The organism is Caldisericota bacterium (assembly GCA_034717215.1).
Taxonomy (GTDB): domain Bacteria; phylum Caldisericota; class Caldisericia; order Caldisericales; family Caldisericaceae; genus UBA646.
The window spans coordinates 1-22,590 of record JAYELD010000125.1 but is presented as its reverse complement, the minus strand read 5'-3'; the positions used below and the strand labels follow the sequence as shown (position 1 = coordinate 22,590).

At 34.2% G+C, this 22,590-nt stretch carries 20 protein-coding genes, 1 tRNA gene and 1 other RNA gene; 3 read left to right on the top strand and 19 right to left on the bottom strand.

Features of this window, described 5'->3' with window-relative positions; genetic code table 11:
* Positions 1 to 12: 12 nt before the first annotated feature.
* From U9Q18_05225 to U9Q18_05135, 19 genes are all read right to left on the bottom strand, one after another.
* Entirely contained in the window at positions 13 to 900 is an 888-nt protein-coding gene (locus U9Q18_05225) for a hypothetical protein (GenBank protein ID MEA3313759.1), read from the bottom strand.
* Positions 901 to 1,956 (bottom strand): cell division protein FtsZ, encoded by a 1,056-nt coding sequence (gene ftsZ, locus U9Q18_05220; protein MEA3313758.1) that lies wholly within the window; start codon positions 1,954 to 1,956, stop codon positions 901 to 903.
* Between the two features lie 18 nt (positions 1,957 to 1,974).
* A complete protein-coding gene (ftsA, locus tag U9Q18_05215) occupies positions 1,975 to 3,180 on the bottom strand; it encodes a cell division protein FtsA (protein MEA3313757.1) in 1,206 nt (401 codons plus the stop codon).
* Positions 3,177 to 3,629 (bottom strand): hypothetical protein, encoded by a 453-nt coding sequence (locus tag U9Q18_05210; GenBank protein MEA3313756.1) that lies wholly within the window; start codon positions 3,627 to 3,629, stop codon positions 3,177 to 3,179. Before U9Q18_05210 ends, ftsA begins: the two co-directional genes overlap by 4 nt.
* Positions 3,630 to 3,772: 143 nt before the next feature.
* On the bottom strand, positions 3,773 to 4,702 hold the full coding sequence (locus U9Q18_05205; protein MEA3313755.1) for a D-alanine--D-alanine ligase: 930 nt from the start codon (positions 4,700 to 4,702) through the stop codon (positions 3,773 to 3,775).
* A gap of 1 nt (position 4,703) precedes the next feature.
* Positions 4,704 to 5,615, bottom strand: a complete 912-nt coding sequence (murB, locus tag U9Q18_05200; GenBank protein MEA3313754.1) for a UDP-N-acetylmuramate dehydrogenase — start codon at positions 5,613 to 5,615, stop codon at positions 4,704 to 4,706.
* Positions 5,599 to 6,978 (bottom strand): UDP-N-acetylmuramate--L-alanine ligase, encoded by a 1,380-nt coding sequence (murC, locus tag U9Q18_05195; GenBank protein MEA3313753.1) that lies wholly within the window; start codon positions 6,976 to 6,978, stop codon positions 5,599 to 5,601. The genes murB and murC overlap by 17 nt, the downstream gene beginning before the upstream one ends.
* Positions 6,971 to 8,053: an undecaprenyldiphospho-muramoylpentapeptide beta-N-acetylglucosaminyltransferase gene (gene murG, locus U9Q18_05190; GenBank protein ID MEA3313752.1), complete on the bottom strand. Its 1,083-nt coding sequence runs from the start codon at positions 8,051 to 8,053 to the stop codon at positions 6,971 to 6,973. The genes murC and murG overlap by 8 nt, the downstream gene beginning before the upstream one ends.
* A 1-nt stretch (position 8,054) precedes the next feature.
* Positions 8,055 to 9,128 carry an FtsW/RodA/SpoVE family cell cycle protein gene (locus tag U9Q18_05185; protein ID MEA3313751.1) on the bottom strand — a complete coding sequence of 358 codons (1,074 nt, stop codon included), beginning with the start codon at positions 9,126 to 9,128 and terminating at the stop codon, positions 8,055 to 8,057.
* Complete coding sequence (murD, locus tag U9Q18_05180) at positions 9,125 to 10,468, bottom strand: UDP-N-acetylmuramoyl-L-alanine--D-glutamate ligase (GenBank protein ID MEA3313750.1); 1,344 nt, start codon at positions 10,466 to 10,468, stop codon at positions 9,125 to 9,127. The genes U9Q18_05185 and murD overlap by 4 nt, the downstream gene beginning before the upstream one ends.
* Before the next feature lie 7 nt (positions 10,469 to 10,475).
* Positions 10,476 to 11,405, bottom strand: a complete 930-nt coding sequence (gene mraY / locus U9Q18_05175; GenBank protein MEA3313749.1) for a phospho-N-acetylmuramoyl-pentapeptide-transferase — start codon at positions 11,403 to 11,405, stop codon at positions 10,476 to 10,478.
* A 3-nt stretch (positions 11,406 to 11,408) separates the two neighbouring features.
* Complete coding sequence (gene murF / locus U9Q18_05170) at positions 11,409 to 12,785, bottom strand: UDP-N-acetylmuramoyl-tripeptide--D-alanyl-D-alanine ligase (protein MEA3313748.1); 1,377 nt, start codon at positions 12,783 to 12,785, stop codon at positions 11,409 to 11,411.
* Positions 12,769 to 14,220, bottom strand: coding sequence for a UDP-N-acetylmuramoyl-L-alanyl-D-glutamate--2,6-diaminopimelate ligase (locus U9Q18_05165; protein MEA3313747.1), 1,452 nt, complete (start codon positions 14,218 to 14,220; stop codon positions 12,769 to 12,771). The genes murF and U9Q18_05165 overlap by 17 nt, the downstream gene beginning before the upstream one ends.
* The gene (locus U9Q18_05160; GenBank protein ID MEA3313746.1) at positions 14,220 to 15,914 is read right to left on the bottom strand and encodes a penicillin-binding transpeptidase domain-containing protein; all 1,695 of its coding nucleotides are present in this window, start codon (positions 15,912 to 15,914) and stop codon (positions 14,220 to 14,222) included. Before U9Q18_05160 ends, U9Q18_05165 begins: the two co-directional genes overlap by 1 nt.
* Positions 15,904 to 16,170, bottom strand: a complete 267-nt coding sequence (locus tag U9Q18_05155) for a hypothetical protein (GenBank protein MEA3313745.1) — start codon at positions 16,168 to 16,170, stop codon at positions 15,904 to 15,906. Before U9Q18_05155 ends, U9Q18_05160 begins: the two co-directional genes overlap by 11 nt.
* Positions 16,167 to 17,072 (bottom strand): 16S rRNA (cytosine(1402)-N(4))-methyltransferase RsmH, encoded by a 906-nt coding sequence (gene rsmH / locus U9Q18_05150; protein MEA3313744.1) that lies wholly within the window; start codon positions 17,070 to 17,072, stop codon positions 16,167 to 16,169. The genes U9Q18_05155 and rsmH overlap by 4 nt, the downstream gene beginning before the upstream one ends.
* A gap of 10 nt (positions 17,073 to 17,082) precedes the next feature.
* Positions 17,083 to 17,415: RNase P RNA component class A (rnpB, locus tag U9Q18_05145), an RNA gene on the bottom strand.
* Between the two features lie 5 nt (positions 17,416 to 17,420).
* Positions 17,421 to 18,137 (bottom strand): hypothetical protein, encoded by a 717-nt coding sequence (locus U9Q18_05140; protein MEA3313743.1) that lies wholly within the window; start codon positions 18,135 to 18,137, stop codon positions 17,421 to 17,423.
* A gap of 17 nt (positions 18,138 to 18,154) precedes the next feature.
* Positions 18,155 to 18,229: transfer RNA gene (locus U9Q18_05135), tRNA-Ile, on the bottom strand.
* A 203-nt stretch (positions 18,230 to 18,432) separates the two neighbouring features.
* On the opposite strand from U9Q18_05135, the gene U9Q18_05130 reads away from it, so the two are divergent.
* The 3 genes from U9Q18_05130 to U9Q18_05120 all read left to right on the top strand — a co-directional run.
* Complete coding sequence (locus U9Q18_05130; protein MEA3313742.1) at positions 18,433 to 18,858, top strand: DUF296 domain-containing protein; 426 nt, start codon at positions 18,433 to 18,435, stop codon at positions 18,856 to 18,858.
* Between the two features lie 18 nt (positions 18,859 to 18,876).
* The gene (locus tag U9Q18_05125) at positions 18,877 to 21,519 is read left to right on the top strand and encodes a valine--tRNA ligase (GenBank protein MEA3313741.1); all 2,643 of its coding nucleotides are present in this window, start codon (positions 18,877 to 18,879) and stop codon (positions 21,517 to 21,519) included.
* Positions 21,520 to 22,590: Mur ligase family protein (locus tag U9Q18_05120; protein MEA3313740.1), on the top strand; the 1,071-nt coding region annotated here is incomplete at its 3' end.

Here is a 22,590-nt window from a genome sequence, read left to right as displayed (position 1 = left end):
GGTTACACTTCCTCATTTTCCTGTTTCGTTTATAATTTTCCCCTCTGTTGCTATATGTGGTGTTCTTACAACGGTAATAGCGTTTCTGGTACCTGGTATTTCTGCGACGATTTTTTCTGCATCTCTATAAATACGTGTTTCCATAAATTGTACTTTTTCCCCGTTCAACACATAAATACCTGTTTTTCCATCTTTCTGTACTATATCGTTATCTGCAATGATTATTCCGTTTATTTTGATATATTGTACCAAAAAAATATTTTCGTTCAATAAATACTCCAAATAGTCATATACTTTGCACACAACAAATTTGCTTCCTCTGAAAATAATATTCCCCTCTATAAGTGTATTATTTTGGAATTGGTCGAAGTATAGCGTATTTATATCCTCAGGAATATTTATATTTTCAAGAGACAGATACGCAAATTCGTTTGGAATAATTGTTGCGACTATTTCTCCGTGATGTATAAATTCTCCGGGATAGATTGCATCAAATTCGTTTTTATTTATTGAATTATTATTTAAATCTGGCGGAAAATTAAAATTATAATTTTTATATCGAGCCCATTGTAAGATTCCTTTTCCAGGAGACAATAAATCTACTTCAGTTTCTTTGTCTTTAATTCTCCCTATAACTTTGTTTTTAGTAACAAATACTCCGTCCTCTATAATTGGCTCCAATACTCCATCTATTTGTGCCAAAGCAGGTTTCATATCGAACAAGACGAAACCTTCGGCTCTGATCTTTAGCCAAATAGTTTGTACTTTGATATTTTCTACTTTGATATGAGAAGTTTTGGAATAAGCAATAATGTTACTCCCGGCAGAAATGATAAGAATTATAGACAGAAGCAATAAGGAAATATTTACAAGCAATTTTATTCCTGATAGTTGATTCATTTATTCAGTTGTTTTCTTTCTTCTTATAAATGCAGGGGTTTCAAAATTACCGATATCGATACTTTCGCTATCAATATTAAGCACCTTCATTTTTTTACTTACTTGAGCAGATTTGTCAAAACCAGCAGCAATTACAGAAATATAGATTTCATCTGTAAGCGATTCATCTATTGCTGTGCCAAAGATTATATTTGCATCGGAAGAAGCCGATTCGGTTATTACTTTTGTAGCTTCGTCTACTTCAAACAGCGTGAGGTCTTTGCCTCCTGTGATGTTGTAGAGAACTCTGTCTGCCCCAGTCAAAGAAAATTCCAATAGTGGGCTTTTTATTGCTGCTCTTGCAGCTTCTGTTGCCCTATTTTCTCCATGGCCGTTTCCCATGCCGAGCCATGCTGTTCCAGCATCTTTAAGTGTTGTTTTAACATCTGCAAAGTCTACATTGACCAAACCTGGCATTGTAATAAGGTCTGAGATGCTTCTTACTGCATGATACAATATATTATCTGCTAATTTGAAGGCATCGTTGATTGTAGTTTTTTTATCCACGAGTTTTAATAATCTGTCGTTTGATATTGTTATGACAGTGTCTACTTCAGGTGTAAGCTCTTTTATTCCATTTTCTGCAACTTCCATTCTTTTTTTTCCTTCAAATTTAAAGGGTTTTGTTACTATTGCTATTGTGAGAATGTTCATTTCTTTTGCAATGGACGCTATAATAGGGGAAGCTCCAGTGCCAGTGCCTCCGCCCATACCGGCTGTAACGAATACAAGATCGGTACCCTCTAAAATTTTTTTAAGTTCTTCCTTGCTTTCATCCGCGGATGTCTTTCCTATCTCAGGATAAGAACCTGCACCCAATCCTCCTGTCGTTCTTGCGCCTATTTGCACTTTTTTTTCTGCTTTGTTTAATGCAAGAACCTGTACATCAGTGTTTATTGCGATGAATTCTACTCCTTTTATTCCTTCATCCATCATTCTATTTATAGCGTTGCTTCCTCCGCCACCAATACCTATTACACGAATTTTTGCTTGGGCACTTACCCATGGATCAAGCATTATTATCAGCCTCCTTTATTAACCAAATATGTCTTTTACCCAAGATAAATGTTTTAAAAAGTTCAACTTTTTAAAATTTGCTACCTCGTTTTCTATTGCAAACTTTATGAGTCCTACGCTAGTTGAATATGCAGGGCTGTGTAGAAATTCTGCAATTGCAAAATTTCCATCTGGATAACCAATTCTAGCAGGAATTTCAATAATTTCACTTGCTCTTTCAACAAAATTTTTAAGTAGAGAGCATCCTCCAGTAATAACAATACCAGCAGGAATATTGTTCCAGTATCCCGACTTCATCAATTCTAAGCGCATACCTTCCAATATTTCATCGGATCTTGAAGTAATGATATTGCCAATAAAATCTAAAGACACTTTTCTTTTTTCGGTGCTGCCAAATTTATCTATTTCTATCTCACTTGTTGGGTTGTTATTCTCTGTTTCAACAAAACCATGATTTTTTTTAATTGATTCTGCTTCCTCTAAAGGTATCCTCAATCCGTATGCAATATCTTTTGTAATGTATTCTCCCCCAATCGGCAGTACTGAGGTATGCGCAATATTCCCGTTTGCAAAAATTGCAAGATCACCTGTACCTGCACCAATATCTAATAGAGCCACACCTAATTCTTTTTCTTCTTCATTAATTATTGCACATGATGATGCAAGGGATTGAAGCACAAATCCGTTTAATTCGAGGTCTGCCATGCGAATGCATTTTTTAATGTTGTGGAGCGACGTTGTAGAACCTGTTATAATATGTACTTCTTCTTCTAATTTTATACCCGACATACCAATCGGGTTTCTTATTCCATCTTGGCCATCAATAATAAACTGTCTTGGCAATACATGGACAATATCCTGATTTGGCTGAAGCAGAAGTACTTTTGCAGATTCTTCTACTCGTCTTATATCTTCTTTTGTTATTTCTCTTCCTTCTTTCGATACGACAATTATACCTTTGTTGTTTAACGAATATACATGGTTTCCGCTTATAGAGACGTAAACAGGCGTAGCTTTTTTGCCAGCCATTGTTTCGGCCTGTTTTTTGGCTGCTGTAATGGCTTCGGCAGCTTTGTTCAAATCTGTTACTATCCCTTTATTGATACTTCTACTGGGAACTGACCCTACGCCAATAATGGAAGGACGTTCATCCGTCACCTCAGCTATAAGAAATTTTATAGTGCTGCTCCCTAAGTCAAGTGCAGAAATAATTTTTTCGTTCACTCTTCCCTCCATTTAATTATAGCTTGTTCTTCGTATTGCAAATTTATTTCTTTTATTTTATATATTTCCTCATTGAATAATTCTATTACTTTTTTATATTCTTGCAACTTTTTTTTATAGTTTCCTTTTTCCATTATAACAAGAATTTTATTTTTATCATAAAATGCAATCATTTCGTTTTCTATAGAAAATTTATCCACTGCATCAAGTATATTCAAATTATTTAGATTAACAAACAACAAAATGAAATTTTCATTCCAACTTTTGCTTGTGAAATCAGCAAAAAAGTTATTTTCTAACTCCTCTTCATTATTTATAATATGTCCTTTGGATGAGATTGCAAAATCTCCATCTGAAAAATGGATAGAGCCCAGTATTATTTTATTATAAAATACGTCAACACTGAGGGGTCTCCTGTGGATTTTTGCTGGAACTTTTAACTGATACACAGAATACAGGGTGCCTACTTTTTTAAATATATCATCAAGATTGATCTCTATGTTGCTATAAACCTGTATGCGCTCTGCCGGGAGAAGTGGGGGTAGGAGTACGAGTAAGAGGATAACAGTTATAATTAAAAGGATGAGTTTTTTCATTTACCTCTTTTTAATGCTTCTTTAACGATGTAAGCAGTGAGATTGTCAAAGGTTATTCCGTCCGCTTTTGCAGCATCTGGAACTAAACTTGTTTCAGTAAATCCAGGTATCGTGTTTGCTTCCAAGGCGAATGGCATATTGTTTGCGACAATAAAGTCTATTCTTGCGAAGTCTCTAAGGCCAAATTCTTCGTAGATTAATATAGCATTTCTTTTTGCTTTTTCATATACATTTTTAGGAATTCGTGCTGGAATGATGTGGCGTGACATTCCTGGTACATACTTTGATTCGTAATCATAGAATTCATTTTCTGGCACAATTTCGATAATTGGAAGCGCTTTAATATTGTTTCCGTTTCCTATAATTGATACGGTAATTTCTTTTCCCTCAAGAAATTCCTCTACAATGACAGTATCACTAAATGAAAATGCTTTGTCTAACCCTTTTTTAAAGGTTTTTTCATCGTTTACTATACTTATTCCTATTGTAGAGCCTTGGTTAACCGGTTTTATGATGAGTTTATTGCTTTTTAGATAATATGCAATTTCTTTGAATAGGACTTTTTCTTTTTTCCTGATTGGATAGTAGTTGGCCGTTTCGATTTTTTGAGCTGTCAAAAGTTGCTTTGTTATAAACTTATTCATGCAGATTGCACTGGCAAGTACGTCAGAGCCAGTATACGGCACATTTGCTATTTCAAGAGCTCCTTGTACGGTTCCATCTTCTCCATATTTTCCGTGCAGTGCAACAAAAACAACGTCAGGGGTAAAATTCTCTAAAATCTTCTCTAATTTGCCTTTGAAATCAAATGTTTTCACAATAAACCCATTTTTTTTAAGGCTTTTAGCAATTGCTTTTCCACTTCCAATAGATACTTCTCTTTCTTCTGAAAGGCCACCATATAAAACTAATATTTTCTTGTTCATTTTAGTTCCTGAAATCGCCTGCAAGTTTTATTTCGAGTTCCAGAACAAGGTCTTTTTTTCTGTGCACTTGTTGTTGCGCTTTTCTTATGAGGTGTATTACATCTGATGCTGTTGCCTTTCCTAGATTGATTATAAAATTTGCATGTATATCCGATATCATTGCATCTCCCACTCTTAGACCTTTACAATTCGTTTCTTCCAATACTTTACCGGCATATGTTGTAGGCGGATTTTTGAATATGCTCCCGGCACATGGATAATCTATAGGTTGGTGTTCTTTTTTTATCTTACTGAATATTTCCACTTTTTTTCTGATTTCTACTGGATCTTGATTTTCTAAAACTAAGAATGCATCCAGAAGAATTAGTGGTTCGTTTTGCAGGATACTGTACCTGTAGTTAAATTTCAGGTCATCATGGTACAGTTTGTATATCTTTCCATCTATTCCAATTACGGTGACGTATTTTATGAATTTACTTATAAAGTGAGAATTACTGCCAGCATTCATTACAATAGATCCACCAATTACACCTGGAATCTTTGCCGCGAATTCTATTCCCCCAAGTCCTTTCTCCATCGATTTATTAATTAATTCTTGCAGGGATATCCCTCCCTGTGTAATGACTGTATTTCTATCGAATTGAACATTTTTCATTCTATTGGCAATTTGAATCACCACGCCATCTATTCCGTTATCTGAAACAAGCAGATTTGTTCCATTTCCTATTGCCATTATGGACAGTTTGTTCTTTTTTGCCCATTCAACAATATTTTTTATATCTTCGAAATTTTCCGGTTTGCAAAAGATTTGTGCCGGCCCTCCGATATGAAAGGAGGTATGGTTTGCCATTGGTTCGTTTTCAATCACTTTACCTTTCACTACTTCACGAAGTTTATCAATGCTTCTTCTCACATGTTGCCCCTTTTAAAAATTTTATTAAAGAAGAAGAAAAATTTTCTATATCTCCTGGCCCTAATAATACTATTAAATCATTTCTTTTCAAGATTTTTCTCAATATCTGTGTTACATCCTTCAATTGTTTTCCGTAGTATACTTCTTTTTCTTCATTTTTTTCTTTAATCCATTTATTTATTACACTGCCGTTAATACTTTTTATGGGGGCTTCAAAAGCAGGATAAATATCTGTAGATATGATAATATCGGCATATTGAAACGGTTTGGCGATGTTTTGCTTTAGCGCATTTACTCTACTGTATCTGTGAGGTTGGAATACTGCGATGATTCTTTTGCTTGGGAAATGTTTTTTTATTGCATTGAGCGTTGATTTAATTTCTGTTGGATGGTCAGCGTGGTCATCAATTACGGTAATGCCTTTTATCTCTCCTCTTATTTTCATTCTTCTGTTTGGCATTAAAAAACTTTCTAAAGAGGTTAATGCGTCTTTGATTTTTATCCCAGAAAGATGTGCAACAGAAATTGCAGCAAGTGCATTGAGTATGTTTTTATCTCCGTAAGAGGGGATAAATCCTTTTCCTATAAATTTTCTTAAGTAAAATAGATCGAATTCTGTTCCTGATGCGGAATATTTGATATTTGTTGCAAAAATATTTGCTTTTTTATTCTTTATACTGTAAAAGAATGTGTTTGTGTCTGAGCGGTCTGCAATAGAAAAGGCATTTTTGTCGTCTCTACATATTACTTTTTTTTCTGATTTATCTTGTAGTGTTTTGAACGCTTGCTTTAAGTTTTTGAAGCTATTTTGGTATACTCCAAGATGATCTTTATCGATATTTGTTGTTATAAGGATTTTGGGTTCGAAAAGGAGAAAGGATCTGTCGCTTTCATCTGATTCGATAACAAATAATTCCGCAGTTTTATCAAATGAATCAAATTTTTCTTCTTCTCCACCTATATAGATATTGGTTTTTTTGCCATTTTCTTTTAAAATATGTCCAATAAGTGCTGTTGTAGTTGTTTTACCATGAGTGCCTGATACTATTATGGTTCTAAATTTTTTTGTGATTTCGGCAAGTGTTTCTCCTCTTTTTTTAATTGTAATGCCTATTTTTTTTGCTTGAATTAATTCCTCATTTGAAGAAGGTATGGCCGAAGAGTAAATTACAAGATCAATACTTTTATTTATGTGGTTTTTATTGTGTCCTATGTAGATATTAATTCCTTTATTTTGCAATTTTTCTGTTTTTCTGTTGCTTTTTATGTCTGAGCCAAAAATTTCATTGCCGAAATCTTTGAGCAAAAGTGCGAGCTTATTCATTCCCGTACCGCCAATGCCTACAAAGAATATTTTACTCATTTATTTCACTCCTAACTTTATTGTACATAAGTTCTTCACTATTTTCTGGGAATATTCCTTCAGTATTATTTTTCATTGTTTTTATTATATCTGGATGGGTGAGATAGTAAATAATTTTATTCAGCAGCATGTTCTCTGATAGCGTTGATTCTTTTATAAGATCTATACATCTTTTGTTTTTGAGAAATAGTGCATTTTTTTCTTGATGATTGTCTCTGGCGTATGGGTATGGTATGATAATTCCCGGAACTCCCTTTCTTGTTAGTTCGGTAAGAGTCATTGCTCCAGCTCTTGATATTGCAAAATTGGCTGCCCCAATAGCGTATTCTGCCTCTTCTAAATATGGTATTATTTTTACCCTTGGCGAGGGAACTTTATTTTTTTTGATTATAGCCCGGTAATCTCGTTCTCCTGTTATAAATATGATTTGAATATTATTGCTCTTGAGTAAAAGTTTTTTGATGATATTTGAAAATATGTCGTTTATTTTTTTTGCTCCTCCACTTCCTCCGAGAACGAGGAGTGTAGGTTTGTCGGCAAACTTAAAGAAATTTAATGCGTCTTTTCTTTTTATGTTAACAATTTTCTTTCTTATAGGATTGCCGGTAAAAACTGTTTTTTCTCCGACAAAGAAACCATAAATATCAGGGAAGCCTATAAAGATCTTCTTGCTTTTTTTTGCAAATAATCTATTAGCACGGCCTGGCACAATGTTTTGTTCATAAAGAAATACGGGTATATTTTTTGTTATTGCTGCAAAGACTATGGGTGCTGAAACATATCCGCCAGCTCCAATTACTGCGTCAATATTTTCTTCTCTTAATGTGTGGTATGCTTCTTTAATTCCTATACTTGCTTTGCGCACAAATTTTGAAAACTTTTTTGGATTAAATTCAAGCGCAGCAGATTCTATTGTTTTTGTACAAAGTTTATGTGCTTTATATATATTTTCTTCTTTACTGTTTTTTCTTCCAATAAGAACAATTTCATCTCCGTTTTTTATAAACGTTTTTGCGATTGAAACAACTGGATAAATATGGCCTCCCGTCCCTCCGCCTGCAATAAGTATTTTCATTTTATTCACCACTTTTTTTCGCTATGTTTATAAGGATGCCAATGCCGGTAAGATTTGCCAACATGCTGTTGCCACCGAAGCTTATGAATGGCAATGTGATACCAGTAACGGGAAGTAATCCTATATTTGTTGATATATTTATCAGGGCAGAAAGTGCAATACATAGAGTAATGCCTACTGCTAATAATCTGGGGAAAGTGCTTCCCGTATTTTTTGCAATTTTAAATCCTGTATATATCAGCGCAATAAAGAGGGCTATTATTACAGTACATCCTATTATGCCAAATTCTTCGGCTGTGATAGCGAATATAAAATCTGCTGTTTTTTCTGGAAGTTTTCCGTATTTGAACATGCTTCTCATAAAACCTGTGCCGATTATTCCGCCCCTTGCAACTGCTCTGAATGATTGAAGCGCCTGATAGCCTTCACCTGTAGGGGCGCTATAGGGATTAAGGAAGAAAACTATTCGTTCTTTCCAGCTTTGGTTGTTCATTATAGCTATGACTCCCAATATTATTGTAGGGATCGAAACAATGCAGAAATCTATTAGCTTCATCCCGCTGGCTAATAATAATATTCCGCATGTCATCAGTATTATCATCCCGCTTCCCATATCTGGTTCTATGATCACGAGTCCCGATATAAGGATTACTGCTACAAGAAGAATTATATATATTTTTTTGTCATAATCTTCTTTTAATCTTATGGAAACTACTTTTGCAATAAGTATTGAGAGAACGAGAGAAGCATATTGTGAGGGCTGAATTGTAAAAGGCAGCCCTACATACAGCCACCTTCTGGATATTTCTCCGGTTGTGAAGAAAAGAGATATCAAAACGAGGAAAAATAAAACAGTGGAAATGTCTTTAAGTTTTGTATGATTAAAATATGAAAACAAAATGAGAGAAGCTGTCCCGATACTCACATATAAGAGCTGTTTGTAGAAGATTGTCAGGGATAGACTGGTTGATACAGACGGGCCTATGCTAAAATTCATAAGCAATCCTATCCCTACAAGAGCGTATGTAAAAAATAATAATGCACGTATATTAGATGTTTTTTGTTCTTTATTCATAGGCTATTTACAATTTTTTTGAATTTATCTCCTCTATCTTCAAAATCTTTAAACATATCAAAACTTGCACAAGCCGGGGAAAGTAGGATAGTGTCTCCCTGATGTGCAATTTTTTTTGCTAGTTCTACTGCTTTTTCTAATGTTGATGCAAACACGACATTATTAAAGCCCTGGTCGATAGCATTGTTTGCTATTTCAGCAGCAGTTTCACCTATAACGACGAGTTTTCTTAATTTATTTAGAAACAATCTTGCAAGCTCTGCGAAATCATTATTTTTGCTACTTCCTCCGGCGATGAGAATAATTTTACTGTGAAATGTATTTAGAGCCTGTATCGTGGAATCTGGTGTTGTGGCTTTTGAATCGTTTATATATAATACACCATTTAATTCTCTGACCTTTTCAAGTCGATGGGGCAATCCTTCGAATGTTTCTATGCCTTTTTTGATTGTTGCATTATCTAATTTAAGTAGTTTTGCAGAAAGAATAGCTGCCAGAACATTACCGATGTTATGTTTTCCGAGGAGACGAATGGATTCAATGCTTATAATTTCTTCTTCTTTTTCTTCGTTTTTAAAGATGATTTTGTTATTTTCCAGGAATACGCCTTTTTGTACAGGAGTTGTCTTGCTGAAGTAGAATATCTTGCTGTTCATATCTTTTTCTAAGTTTTTTAATATAGTGTCATCAGCATTTAATACAGCAAAATCTATCGATATCTGATTTTTGAAAATTCTTTTTTTGTATTTTAGATACTCTTCCATATCTTTGTACCTATTTAAGTGATCTTCAGAAAAATTGAGAAATACTGATACTTTTGGATGAAAATCCTCTATTGTTTCTAGTTGAAAACAGCTTGTTTCGAGTATAGCAATATCAGGGTTGGGGTTATTTAGTAGAAGTTCTGAATACGGAGTGCCTAAATTTCCTCCTGTTACGCTGCTGCAAGGTGCATAGTAAAATATGCTGCCAGTGAGCGCTGTTGTGGTGCTTTTTCCATTGCTACCTGTTATGCTTATTATTTGAGTAGTTGGTGTTGTTTTGTATGCAAACTCCATTTCTCCAATATACGGGACACGATATTTTTCTATTTCTTTCACTATTTTTGTTTGCAAAGGAACACCTGGCGAAATTACTGCCATTTCGAAGTTTTTAATTTTATCAAATGAATGTGTTCCAAATTCAAACTCTATATTATTTTTGCGAAGTATTATTTTTGATTTTTCAAATTCATTTCTATCACTTATTTCTGTGACAAATGGTTCAAAGCCCTGTTTTTTCGCAAGAAGAGCTGCATAAGTACCACTTTTTCTTGCTCCTACAATTAGTATTTTTTTCATTATGATCTCACAAAATTGTTATCACAAAAATACACGCGACAAGTGTAATTAACAAGGATCTGTAATCTATCTTTAATTCGCTCCAACCGGATTTTTCAAAATGGTGATGAATTGGTGCCATTTTGAAAAATCTTTTTCCGTGAGTCAGTTTGAAGTAAGAAACCTGGATGATTACTGAAAGTGTTTCTATGACTGGAATTATAGCCATAATTGGAAGCAACAGTTCTGAATTATTTATGATACCCATGGCTCCAAAGAGTCCTCCTAACGCTAAAGACCCCGTATCTCCCATAAAAACAGCTGCTTTTGGTTTGTTGAACCAGAGGTAGGCAAAAAGAGCTCCTATAAGAATCGATGAAATTGTTTTGGTGGCTATATTCCCTATTATTATAAACGTAGAGAACAGCGGGATTGATAAACTTCCAAGTAATCCATCGATTCCATCTGTGAGATTGAAGGCATTGGATGAGCCAATCATAACAAGCAGGCATAAAATAAAATATGATATATTTCCCATTTGAAGTGACCATGTTCTTATACTCACTGTTGTGCTGATTAAATCTTTTCCAATAATAAATAACAGTACAGATACGAAGATTTGAAGAATAATTTTTTTTCTTCCACTGAGTCCTAACGACTTCTTTTTTTTAGCACTTATAAAATCATCAATGAACCCGATTAATCCATTAAGAAGCAAAGCTAAGTATAGAAATAAAAATGTTTTGTTATGGTAAAAAGGGAGGAAAAGTGCTGGAATAATCAGGAAGATAATCCCACTGGCGGTTGGTGTCCCCTTTTTTGTTTTATGTTCTTTTGGTCCTTCTTCTCGAATAAATTGAGTGAATTTTATTTTTTTGAGCCATTGTATTGCAATTAAAAAAAGAGGCATTGCCACCAAAAACGATATTAGTATATATAATAGCAAAATTTTATACATTTTTTATTTTCCAAACCTTTCTTTGAGAATTTCTACAATTTCTTCCATTTTCATACTCCTTGAACCTTTGATGAATATAACAGAATTTTGACAAATTTTCAATTCTTTTATGAATGCCTTGGCTTCTTCCATGCAGGTGAATGCAATTCCTTGTTCTATACCGTTTAATTCGGTGCCTGATAAAACGTCTTTGGCATACTTACCAATGCTTATTAATAATTTCGGTTTCACTTCTGATATACTTTCTCCTGTTTTTTTGTGAAGTAATTTTGCATTTTTCCCGAGTTCGAGCATGTCCCCAACGATAATAATTAGAGGGGGATTATGTTTTGTGAATCGCGTAAGATTTGCTACAAGCGAAATGGGGTTTGAATTGTATGTTTCATCAATAATTGTAATGCCTCTCGAAAGAGATATACTTGTTCCTCTCCCCTTTGCTGGTGAAAATGTTTTTAAAACTGCTATTGATTCGTCTATAGGAATTCCTGCAATTATACCGAGTGATAAAGATGCCAGCATATCATATAAAAAGTGTATTCCAGAGAACGGAAACTCATCAACGTAACATTTGTTTTTATAACAAAATTTTATTTTCATATATCGTTCTGTCGATTCTATTATACTTCCTCTTACTTCTCCGTTTTCCTTTGTGCTGAAATATAGCGCATTTATTTTGTTGCTTAATTTTTGTATTAGAGGATCGTCGCCGTTGAGTATTATTTTCCCATTATTTTCTTTAACAAACTGTATTAGTTTGAATTTTTCTTGCGCAACGCCTTCTCTGTTTTCTAAAAATTCTAAATGGGAATCCCCGATATTTAGCAAAAGAGCGATGTTTGGTTGCAAGATTTTGTTTAGCATATCCATATCACCTCTTTTTTGGACTCCCATTTCTGCCACAAGATAATCTTCATTTCTGTTCGTATCGTTTAAAAGAAACAGAGGGATTGATATCTCTGTGTTTGCATTTCCTTTTGTTGCTGCGATATTAAATTTTTTTGCAAGAATAGAGCTTATCATTTCTTTTGTTGTGGTTTTACCGGCACTTCCCGTTATGCCTATAATTTTGTTTTGGAGTTTTCTCCTTGCTAATTCCCCGGCGGATAAAAGAAAGTTTTTTGTTGACTCTACTTTGTATATAAAAGTATCTTTGAAGAAATTGTTATTATATGGTTTTTGTGTTGCAATACCCTTTGCTCCTCGCTGTATTGCGTCAGGAATAAAATCATAGCCGTCTACTTTTTGGCCTTTCAGGGCAATAAAAAAACTTCCACTTTTTATATTTCTGCTGTCGATTGAAAAGTGGCTAAAATCATTTACCCACTTACCTTTCCAGCTCCCTGCTATATTATTGATGATTTCGTTAGTTTCGATTATCATTCAAAACCTCTTTTGCGTATTTTGAATCATTTAAATAGATGGTCTTGTTTTTGTAATGCATTTCATTTTCGTGTCCTCTGCCAAGTAGGGCTATTATGTCATTATTTTGCATTTTTTTTATTGCCGTTTTTATTGCCGTTTTTCTGTCTAAAATAATTTTCGTGTTGTTGTTTGCCCCCTTTTGTACATTTTTTGCAATTTTTTCCGGGTCATCACTTCTTGGGTCATCTGTGGTTATAATAACAAAATCGCTCAGAGTCGAGGCTATTTTTCCTATTTCCCTGCTCTTCTTTTTAGTTGATCCTCCAACTGCGCCAATTACTGTAATAATATGTCCCTTCTTGATGCTGTTTAGAAATGATAGCACTCTTTTTATTTCAGCAGGATTGTGTGCAAAATCAACAATGATTATGCCTTTTTTTGATTTTATAATATTCATCCTTCCCGGTATTGTAGGTATGTCTTTTGCAAATTTTTGAAGCTTAGATAGACTAATGCCTTCTTCGATTGCAAAGGCGGAAACGGCAAGGAAATTATAAAGATTAAATTCACCACCCATATTGAGCGAAAAAGACACTTTTTTCTTATCGTTGTACTGCAGGACAAATTTGGTTTCTTCTATTCCAACTTTCCTTACAAAAGCTTTGTAGTTTGCTTTGTTTATTATCCCAAAGAGCACAGGGTTAATTGATATTTTTTTAAATTTTTCATAAAAAGGAGTATCTGCGTTTAAAAATATTTTTCCTTTATAGTTTTCAAAAAAAGATACTTTTGTTTGAATATAATTTTCTAGCTTCTTATGAATATCTATATGGTCTTCTCCTAGAAAAGTGAGGATTTTATTATAAAAAGTTAATCCTTCGATGCGATGGTGCAGAATAGCAAACGAAGAAACTTCCATGAAGACGTATTTAACATTTTCCTTTGCTGCTTTGTATAGAAATCTATTCAGAGGAAACGCATCGGGTGTAGTAGGCGGAAAGGAATCTTTTCTGACAAATTTATTACCTATTCCCTCTCCTATTGTGCCAATAAATCCGGATTTTATGCCAATATTATTGAAAAGCCTATAAAGTAGATAGGACGTTGTTGTTTTACCGCTTGTCCCTGTAATTCCTACTAATTTTAGCTTCCGGGATGGAAATCCGAAGAAAGCATTGGACAAGAGGGCGTAGATTTTTCGAGAGTTATCTGTTTCAATAATTAGTATATCAGATGAATGTTTTATACTTTTCTCAGTTACTATTCCAATAGCTCCTTTCGCGATTGCTTCTTTGATCTTTTCATGGGAATCGACGTTAATGCCTTTTATCGCAACGAATAGATCTCCTTTTTTTATTTTTCTTGAATCAATTTGAATATTCTTAATGGGAACATCTATGTTTCCATATACGCGCAAAGAAGGGAATAAATTTTTTATCTGTTTTCCATTCATTATTGAGGTATCCTCAAATATTTTATAATGAAAGATGCAATTTTTTGAAAGAGTGGTGCTGCTATATAAAGGGAATAACTGGGTTCTTCTGTTTCTTCGATTATTGTGAGAATTACGACCTCAGGATCATTTGCTGGCACGATACCACAAAAACTGTAGATTAATTTAGTATCCGAGTACCCGCCATCTTGAGAGGGTTTTTGTGCTGTTCCTGTTTTCCCTGCTATTGCATATCCTTCTATTTTTGCTTGAGGAACACCTTTGTCGCTAACTACTTCTTTTAGAGCAGTCATTACTTCATTTGCAACTTTTGGTGAAAGTACCGTTTTTTTTACTGTCGGAGAAAAACTATAAATTACATTGTTTTCATGGTCTGTTATTTTTTTTATTATAGCAGGTTTCATTTCTATTCCATTGTTTGCGATTGCGGAAAAAGCTGTGATTAACTGTATTGGCGTTACTGCTATACCTTGTCCAAAGGACATTGTTGCAAGTTCTACCTCTCCTACCTTTTCTACATCGGTCAGAATTCCTTTTTCTTCCCCGGGCAGTTCGATATTTGTAGGTTTGCCGAACCCAAATTTTGTTAGATAATTGTATAATTTGGTTTTTCCTAAATTGAGACCTATTTCCATAAAGGCTACATCACAGGAATTTCTCATAATTTCGTTTAACCCGTGTTCTTCTCCGTGAGTTTGCCAGCAGCGTAGGACTCTATCCTTTACGTTTAGGTATCCATTGCAATAAAAATTATCATCCGCATAGAGCGTTTCTTCTTCTAAAGCTGCTGCAGCAATTATTGGCTTTAGTACAGAGCCAGGCTCATAATTTATCTGGATTGCTCTATTTATAACATTGTTATTGTTTATTTCAGCAAGATTATTTGGATTAAAATTAGGATATGATGCCATGCCCAAGATTTCTCCTGTTTGGGGATTCAGTACAATTACAACTCCACTTTTTGCATTTGTTTCCTGGATAGTTTCTATGAGATTTTTTTCAATTTGGTATTGTATATTAATATCTATAGTTAGTTGCACCGTATTGCCTTTTTGGGGATCTATTGCAAATGTGGAGTAGCCTGGGAGTATTGGCTTACTTGAATTTGACGGGAAATACAGACTTCCATCAATTCCTTTTAGATAATTGTTAAATTTGTATTCTATTCCGCTCAGGCCTTGTTCATCTGTTCCTATGAATCCAATGAGGTTTGACGCTAACGAATTATATGGGTAGACCCTTTTTTTTGTAGGCGTAATTGCTACACCATTTTTTATATTTAGAGATTCAATTGCATTTTTTTGCTCATCATCAAGTGAAGTGCTGATTCTTACATATACAGATTGGTTATGCAAAAGGAAATAAAATTTTTCTTCATCAATTCCCACTATTTTAGATATCTTGTTCAGTCCAGATTTTTTATCTTTTTCGCTGAGCTCAGATGGGTTTATATCCAATTCCCATGTATCTTTGCTCAGAGCCAAAGGCGTATTGACTCTATCTACGATTTCTCCTCTTTCTGCTTTAATTGATATGGTGCCAAAATCAAGCTGCGAACCAATTTCTGCAACATATGCCTCTCTGTTTATCACTCCCATAAATAAATGTTTTACAAATATTATTCCAAAAAAAAGTACAATAATGAGGAATAAAAGAGATAGTTTTTGAATGAATTTTTCTTCTTTATTTTCCATTAGCATTAATTTCTATTATATAAAAAGAGGCAGGCTCTTTCATCTCGTATTTTGCGCGTGCTAATTTATCAATTTCAAGCGGGGAACTTTTGTTGAGAAATTTTACGTTAAGCTCTTCATTTTTTGACTGCAAAACAGATACTTGAGTGCCAAGCGTTTCTTTTAATTTCTCTAATCTGATTGTTTTTAAGTAAGTTATCCCGTATAATGCCAAAAGTAAAAGAACTATAAATACAAGTAATAAATATCTTTTCATAATTTTTCAGCCCCTCTTAGTTTTGCACTTCTTGAGCGAGGATTTCGAGATATTTCTTCCGATGTCGGTTTTATTACTTTTTTGTTAAGAATGTCTAGCTTCTTGTTCTGCTTGAAATATGTTTTTATGAGCCTGTCTTCTAGAGAGTGGTACGAGATAATTGCAATTCGTCCATCTTTAGCTAAGATTTGTGAAAAGTTTTCTAAAAACTTTTCAAGATTTTCCAGTTCTTTGTTGACTTCAATCCTTAGGGCTTGAAATGTCCTGGTAGCAGGGTGGATTTTCTGCCATTTATGCGGGTACGCTTTTTTTATTATTTCTGAAAGTTCTGTTGTTGTTTTTATCATTTTCGATTTCCTGTAATTTACAATTTTTTTTGCTATTTTTCTTGAAAACCGTTCTTCTCCATATTTGTATATTATATCTGCTATTTCATATTCAGGAAAGCTATTTATTATTTCTAGCGCTGTTGTTCTTTCCTCACGATTCATCCTCATATCTAAAAGACCTTCTCTTTTAAAACTGAACCCTCTTTCTTCTATTTCTATTTGTAATGAAGAGATTCCTAGATCAACAATTATTTTATTTATCCTGGTGATGTTATACTCTTTTGTAATATTTAATATATTGGCGAAATTGCCATGTATAAGAGTAAAATTGGTTTTAATCAAAGATAATCTTTTTTTTGCTGTACCTAAAGCTTCTTTGTCCCTGTCTATGCCATATAAATGTCCAAATTTATTGATGAGTAAGAGAATTTTCTCGCTATGTCCGCCTTCTCCTACAGTGCAATCCATGATAATGTCTTCTTTCTTAATGTCGAGAAGGTCTATAACTTCATTTATTAAAACAGGTGTGTGGTATATTTTCATCATTGTTATAAGTATAACATTATCTAACATTTAAAAAAAATTCCTAAGCAAGGAATAAGCCGGATTCTGTCCCCTCAAGTAGAGAGGCGATGATCATTTATCTATGCAGCCAACCCGATGGTTTTTGGTGGAGGTACCCTACCATCCTATTTGGCCTTGCTTCAGGTGGGGTTTACCATGCCCCTCTTCATTACTGAAGATGGCGGTAGTCTCTTACACTACCTTTTCACCTTTACTGATTTCTCAGCAGTTTATTTTCTGTGGCACTTTCCCTAGGGTCGCCCCTGCCTGGGTTTTCCAGGCACCTTACCTCCATGAAGTCCGGACTTTCCTCAAGATGCATTATGCATCTTGCGACCATCTTCCTTGCTTAGGGATTTATTTTAATTCTTCGGGATAGTATAAAATCTTTCCGCATACTTCGCACTGAATAATTTTATCTCCTTTCCCCTTTCTTAATTCTTCTGATATTTCTAGGGGAAGTTGTACTCCACAATTTTTACAGAATCCATGATCTGTCGTTGTAATCGTTTCTTCAGGATAATTTTCTTTTATCATTTTATATTTTTGAATAATAGTTTGCGGAATTACCTCTTTTAGTTTTGCAAATTCTTTATCTAATATTTTTACTTCCGATTTTAATTCTTTTTCAAGTTTTTTTCGCTCTTTTTTCATCTGTGCAATTGTTTCTTTCATTTTTTTAACTTTATTACCAAGTTCTTCAGTGAGCCCGTCTTTCTCGCTTATTTCGGCAGTCATGAATTCTAAATTCTTTTTTAATTCATTTTGTTTTACAACAAGCGACTCTTCTGTTTTTTTCGCTGTTTTTAGTTCTTTACTTGTTTTTAATTTATTTCCTTTTATCAATAAGGAAATGTGTTCTAATTGAGATTTGTTTTCTTCTGCTTCTATTTTAAGCTCTTTTTTTCGTTTGAGGAACCCATTTTTTGCAGATTTAATTTCTTTTATTTTCTCTTCTATATTGTTTATTTCGTTTAAAATTTGTACTTCTGTTTCAATTTCTTTAATGCGGCGTTCTTTATTTTTTGTCTTTTTTTCTTTTTGTTCAAAATTCCAAAGCATTTTTACATACATTAAAACCTCCGTTTAAATGGTGGGCCCGCCTGGATTCGAACCAGGAACCAATTGGTTATGAGCCAACTGCTCCGCCGTTGAGCTACGGGCCCGTCCATATGCAATCACATTTTACTCAACTTTTGATACAAGTCAAGCCTATGTATTTTGAAAGCCTATAGAATACAAGTTAAAACATTGTAGAACATTACTATAGTAATTTAATCTGGTTCCTAAATTGACTTCATATGATATATCCATATAATAAATAAGCAAAAAATATTATAAATATAAAGTAAAGGAGTTAGGAGGTATCATGATTATAAAAGAAGGTAAAGTAATGCTTGGCGTGAGATTACAGGATGGAGAAGATTTATTGGAATCTATAAAAACTACGTGCAAGAACTATAAAATTGAATCTGGCATCATATTAAATGGGATAGGTATGTTGCGGGATGTAGAGATAGGTTACTGGGATGGGAATGAATATCTTACAAAGAGCATTAAAGATCCTGTCGAACTTGTTTCTTTGCAGGGAAATATTAGCACAACGGAGAATGATGGAGATCCAATTATTCATCTTCATGTCGCACTGGCTCTTAAAGATCACACACTCATCGGTGGACATTTTATTAAGGGACAGATAAATAATACTGGGGAAATTTTTTTACAGAAATTAGACAATATCTTGCTTATACGGAAAAAAGAAGAGAATGGGCTGTTGGGCCTGTTTCTTGCTTAAATTGTACAGGAAATTATTATGATAGATATGGAAAAGGCTTATGCGCCTGGGAAAGTAGAAGAGCGAATATATAAATTTTGGGAGGAGAATAAATTTTTCCATTCTGCTCCCAATCCTGATAAAACTCCTTTTGTAGTAATGATGCCACCTCCGAATATAACTGGCAAACTTCATACAGGGCATGCATTAAATTTTACTATTCAAGATATTTTTGTGCGTTTTAACAGGATGAACGGTAGAGAAACACTCTGGCTTCCAGGAATGGATCATGCTGGTATTGCGACTCAGGCAGTTGTCGAAAGGGAATTACTTGCCAAAGGTATCAAGAAAAGCGATCTAGGGCGAGATAAATTTGTGGTGGAAGTTTGGAAATGGAAAGAAAAATACGGAGGGACTATTCTTGCTCAGTTAAAGAGATTAGGAGTTTCTGCAGATTGGAGCAGACTGCGTTTTACGCTGGACGACAGGTATAAAGAAGCAGTTAAAGAGGCATTTGTCTGGTATTACGAAAAGGGCCTACTTTATAGAGGAGAGAGAATTATAAATTGGTGTCCTCACTGTCATACGGCACTCTCTGACATTGAGGTCGAGTATGAAACTTCAAAAAGTAAATTATATTATATCAAATATCCGTTTAAAGGGAATGCTAATAGTGGAATTGTTATTGCTACAACACGACCGGAGACGATGTTAGGAGATACTGCAATTGCTGTGTCTCCCGGTGATGATAGATATAAAAAACTTGTTGGCAAAGCAGTTATACTTCCTTTAGTTGGGAGAGAGATCCCCATTGTAAGCGATAAAGGGGTAAACAAAGAATTTGGTACAGGTGCTGTAAAAGTTACTCCTTCTCATTCTACTGATGATTTTGAAATCGCTAAAAGACACAATCTCCTATTTGTTAATGTTATAAACGGAGAAGGGAAGATGTTTAATGTACCTGATAAATATTTAGATCTTACAGTGATGGAGTGTAGAAATGTCCTGGTAGAAGACTTGAAAGAGATTGGCTACCTTGTAAAAGAAGAAGATTATGAAAACTCCGTGGGACATTGCCAACGTTGCAATACTGTTGTAGAGCCGCTTCTTTCAAAGCAATGGTTTATTGAAATGAAAACATCTGCAGATAAAGCATTGCAGGCAGTGAAAAATGGAGACATAAAAATTACTCCAGTGAAGTGGGAAAAAGTTTATTATGATTGGTTGAATAATATAAGAGATTGGTGTATAAGCCGACAACTTTGGTGGGGTCATCGAATTCCTGCGTATTATTGCAAGGATTGTGGTGAGGTAATTGTATCCAGAGAAGAAGTAAAAAAATGTATAAAGTGTGGGAGTACTAATATTGTTCAAGACGAAGACGTATTGGATACATGGTTTTCTTCTGCCTTGTGGCCTTTTGCGACACTGGGTTGGCCGGAGAAAACTAGTGACTTAAGTTATTATTACCCGACCACGTTGCTTGTTACTGGATATGATATCCTTTTTTTCTGGGCGGCAAGAATGATTGCGAGTGGTTTAATATTTATGAAAAATAAGCCTTTTGATACTGTTTTGCTTCACGGTTTAGTAAGAGATGAAAAAGGTAGAAAAATGAGCAAATCTTTAAAAAATAACATAGATCCCATAGATATAATTAATAAATATGGTACAGATGCGTTGCGTTTCGCAATGGCTTATCTTAGCACAGCAGGGGGACAAGATATAAATCTTTCTGATGAAAAGCTTACTGCAAGTAGAAATTTTGTAAACAAAGTATGGAATGCGTCTAGATTTGTTGCCATGAATTTAAAAGAATTTGACCCGCTTAAGTTTGATAGTAAGAGTGTTCATTTGGAACTTGAGGATATATGGCTGCAAAGTAAATTGAACCGTGTTCTTAAACGACAAGCAGAATTTCTTTCTCGGTACGAGTTAGGTGAGGCCTCTAGAGAATTATATGATTTTGTCTGGAAAGAATTTTGTGATTGGTATATAGAGATTTCTAAGGTTCGTCTTTATGGGGATGATAAGGTAAGGAAAGAAGAAGCACAGTTCCTTTTGTGGGATGCATTGAATAAGATTTTAAAAATGCTCCATCCTTTTATTCCGTTTGTTACAGAAGAAATATTCTCTTATCTTGCACGTAGAGAAAAAGCTCTTATTGTGGCAGATTTTCCTGATTATGACGAGGAAAAAATTTATAAGGAGTCAGAGGAAAAGGTAGAGTTCATCTTTTCTGCTGTAAGAAGCATTAGAAATTTGAAGGCAGAATTCGATATTCCAACTACCCGCCTGATTAAAGTCTCCTTTAGGACAGAGGATGATGAACAAAAGGAACTTCTTTTACAAGAAAAAACAAAAATTAAGCAGATTGCTTTTTTAAGCGATATTGAATTTACAAACTCCAGGCCATCTCGAACTGTAAAAAGTATTGTATCTGGAGCAATATTTTATTTGCATATTGCTACTGAGATTGATGTTGAGAAGGAAAAGAAACGCCTTAACGGAAAGATTGAATCTTTAGTAATCGAGAGGAAAAGAATTACAGGAAGATTGTACAATGAATCTTATCTTAAGAAAGCACCACCAGAAGTGATAAAAAAGGACAGGGATAGGTTGAAAGAAGCAGGAAAGGAGTATGTTTTGATACTAGAGCACCTTAAAGATTTAGAGACATAAATGTTTTCTTATTCACGTTCTTTGGATTATACATATTGTTTAAACAGAAATAAAAAAATATGGTTACGATTTGGTTTTGATAGAATGAGAAACGTTCTTGAGAGAATAGGTAATCCTCAAGATTTACTAAAAACTGTTCATATTGCAGGCACGAAAGGTAAGGGGTCTACTCTCTCTTTTCTTTCATTTATTCTGAGAGAAAAATTGGAAGTAGGAGCATTTACATCGCCATCTTTAATTAATACCGGAGAAAGGATTTCTGTGAATGGGCATCTCATAGTGCCTCATGAGTTTTCCCTTATTTTAGATGACTTGAGAAAGATCTACAAGATAATTTCTGTAGAAGATATGCCTTCTACATTTGAGACTTTCACAATTGCATCTTTTATTTATTTTTTAGGAAAGAAAGTTGATTTGGCTTTATATGAGGTAGGAATGGGGGGAAGACTTGACGCTACAAATATTATTAAAAGTCCGCTTGTTTCTATTATAACCGAGATAAGCTTTGATCACCAAAAGTTTTTAGGAAATTCGCTCGAAGAGATTGCCATGGAAAAATCAGGTATTATTAAAAAAGGGGTCCCTCTGGTTATTGGAAGACAGGAAAAAGTAGTTTCTGAAATTATTGTAAGCGAGGCTTTAAAAAATAAAATACAGTGTTTTGAATATGGAAAAGATTATTTTATTTCTGATGTAAAGGAAAGTGATAAAGGTGTTGTTTTTGATTTTTACTCGCAGGTCTTTCAAAAGCATTTTAAAGAACTTGTTATTCCAATGACTGGTTACCATCAAGCGGAAAATGCCTCTTCTGCAATACAAACTGTACTTTTGCTTAAAGATATGGGATATGAGATAAACGAGAAGGATATATATGATGGATTGGCTAAAAGTTTCTGGCCAGGGAGGTTAGAGATTGTAAGCGAAAAACCTTTTGTTATTCTTGATGGAGCACACAATAGAGCTTCTTCTGAAGCACTCACACGATCCTTAAAGAATAATTTTAGCGAACGAATTGTTTTTCTTTTTTCAATGTTAAAAGATAAAAATATTGAGGACACACTTTCTGTTCTT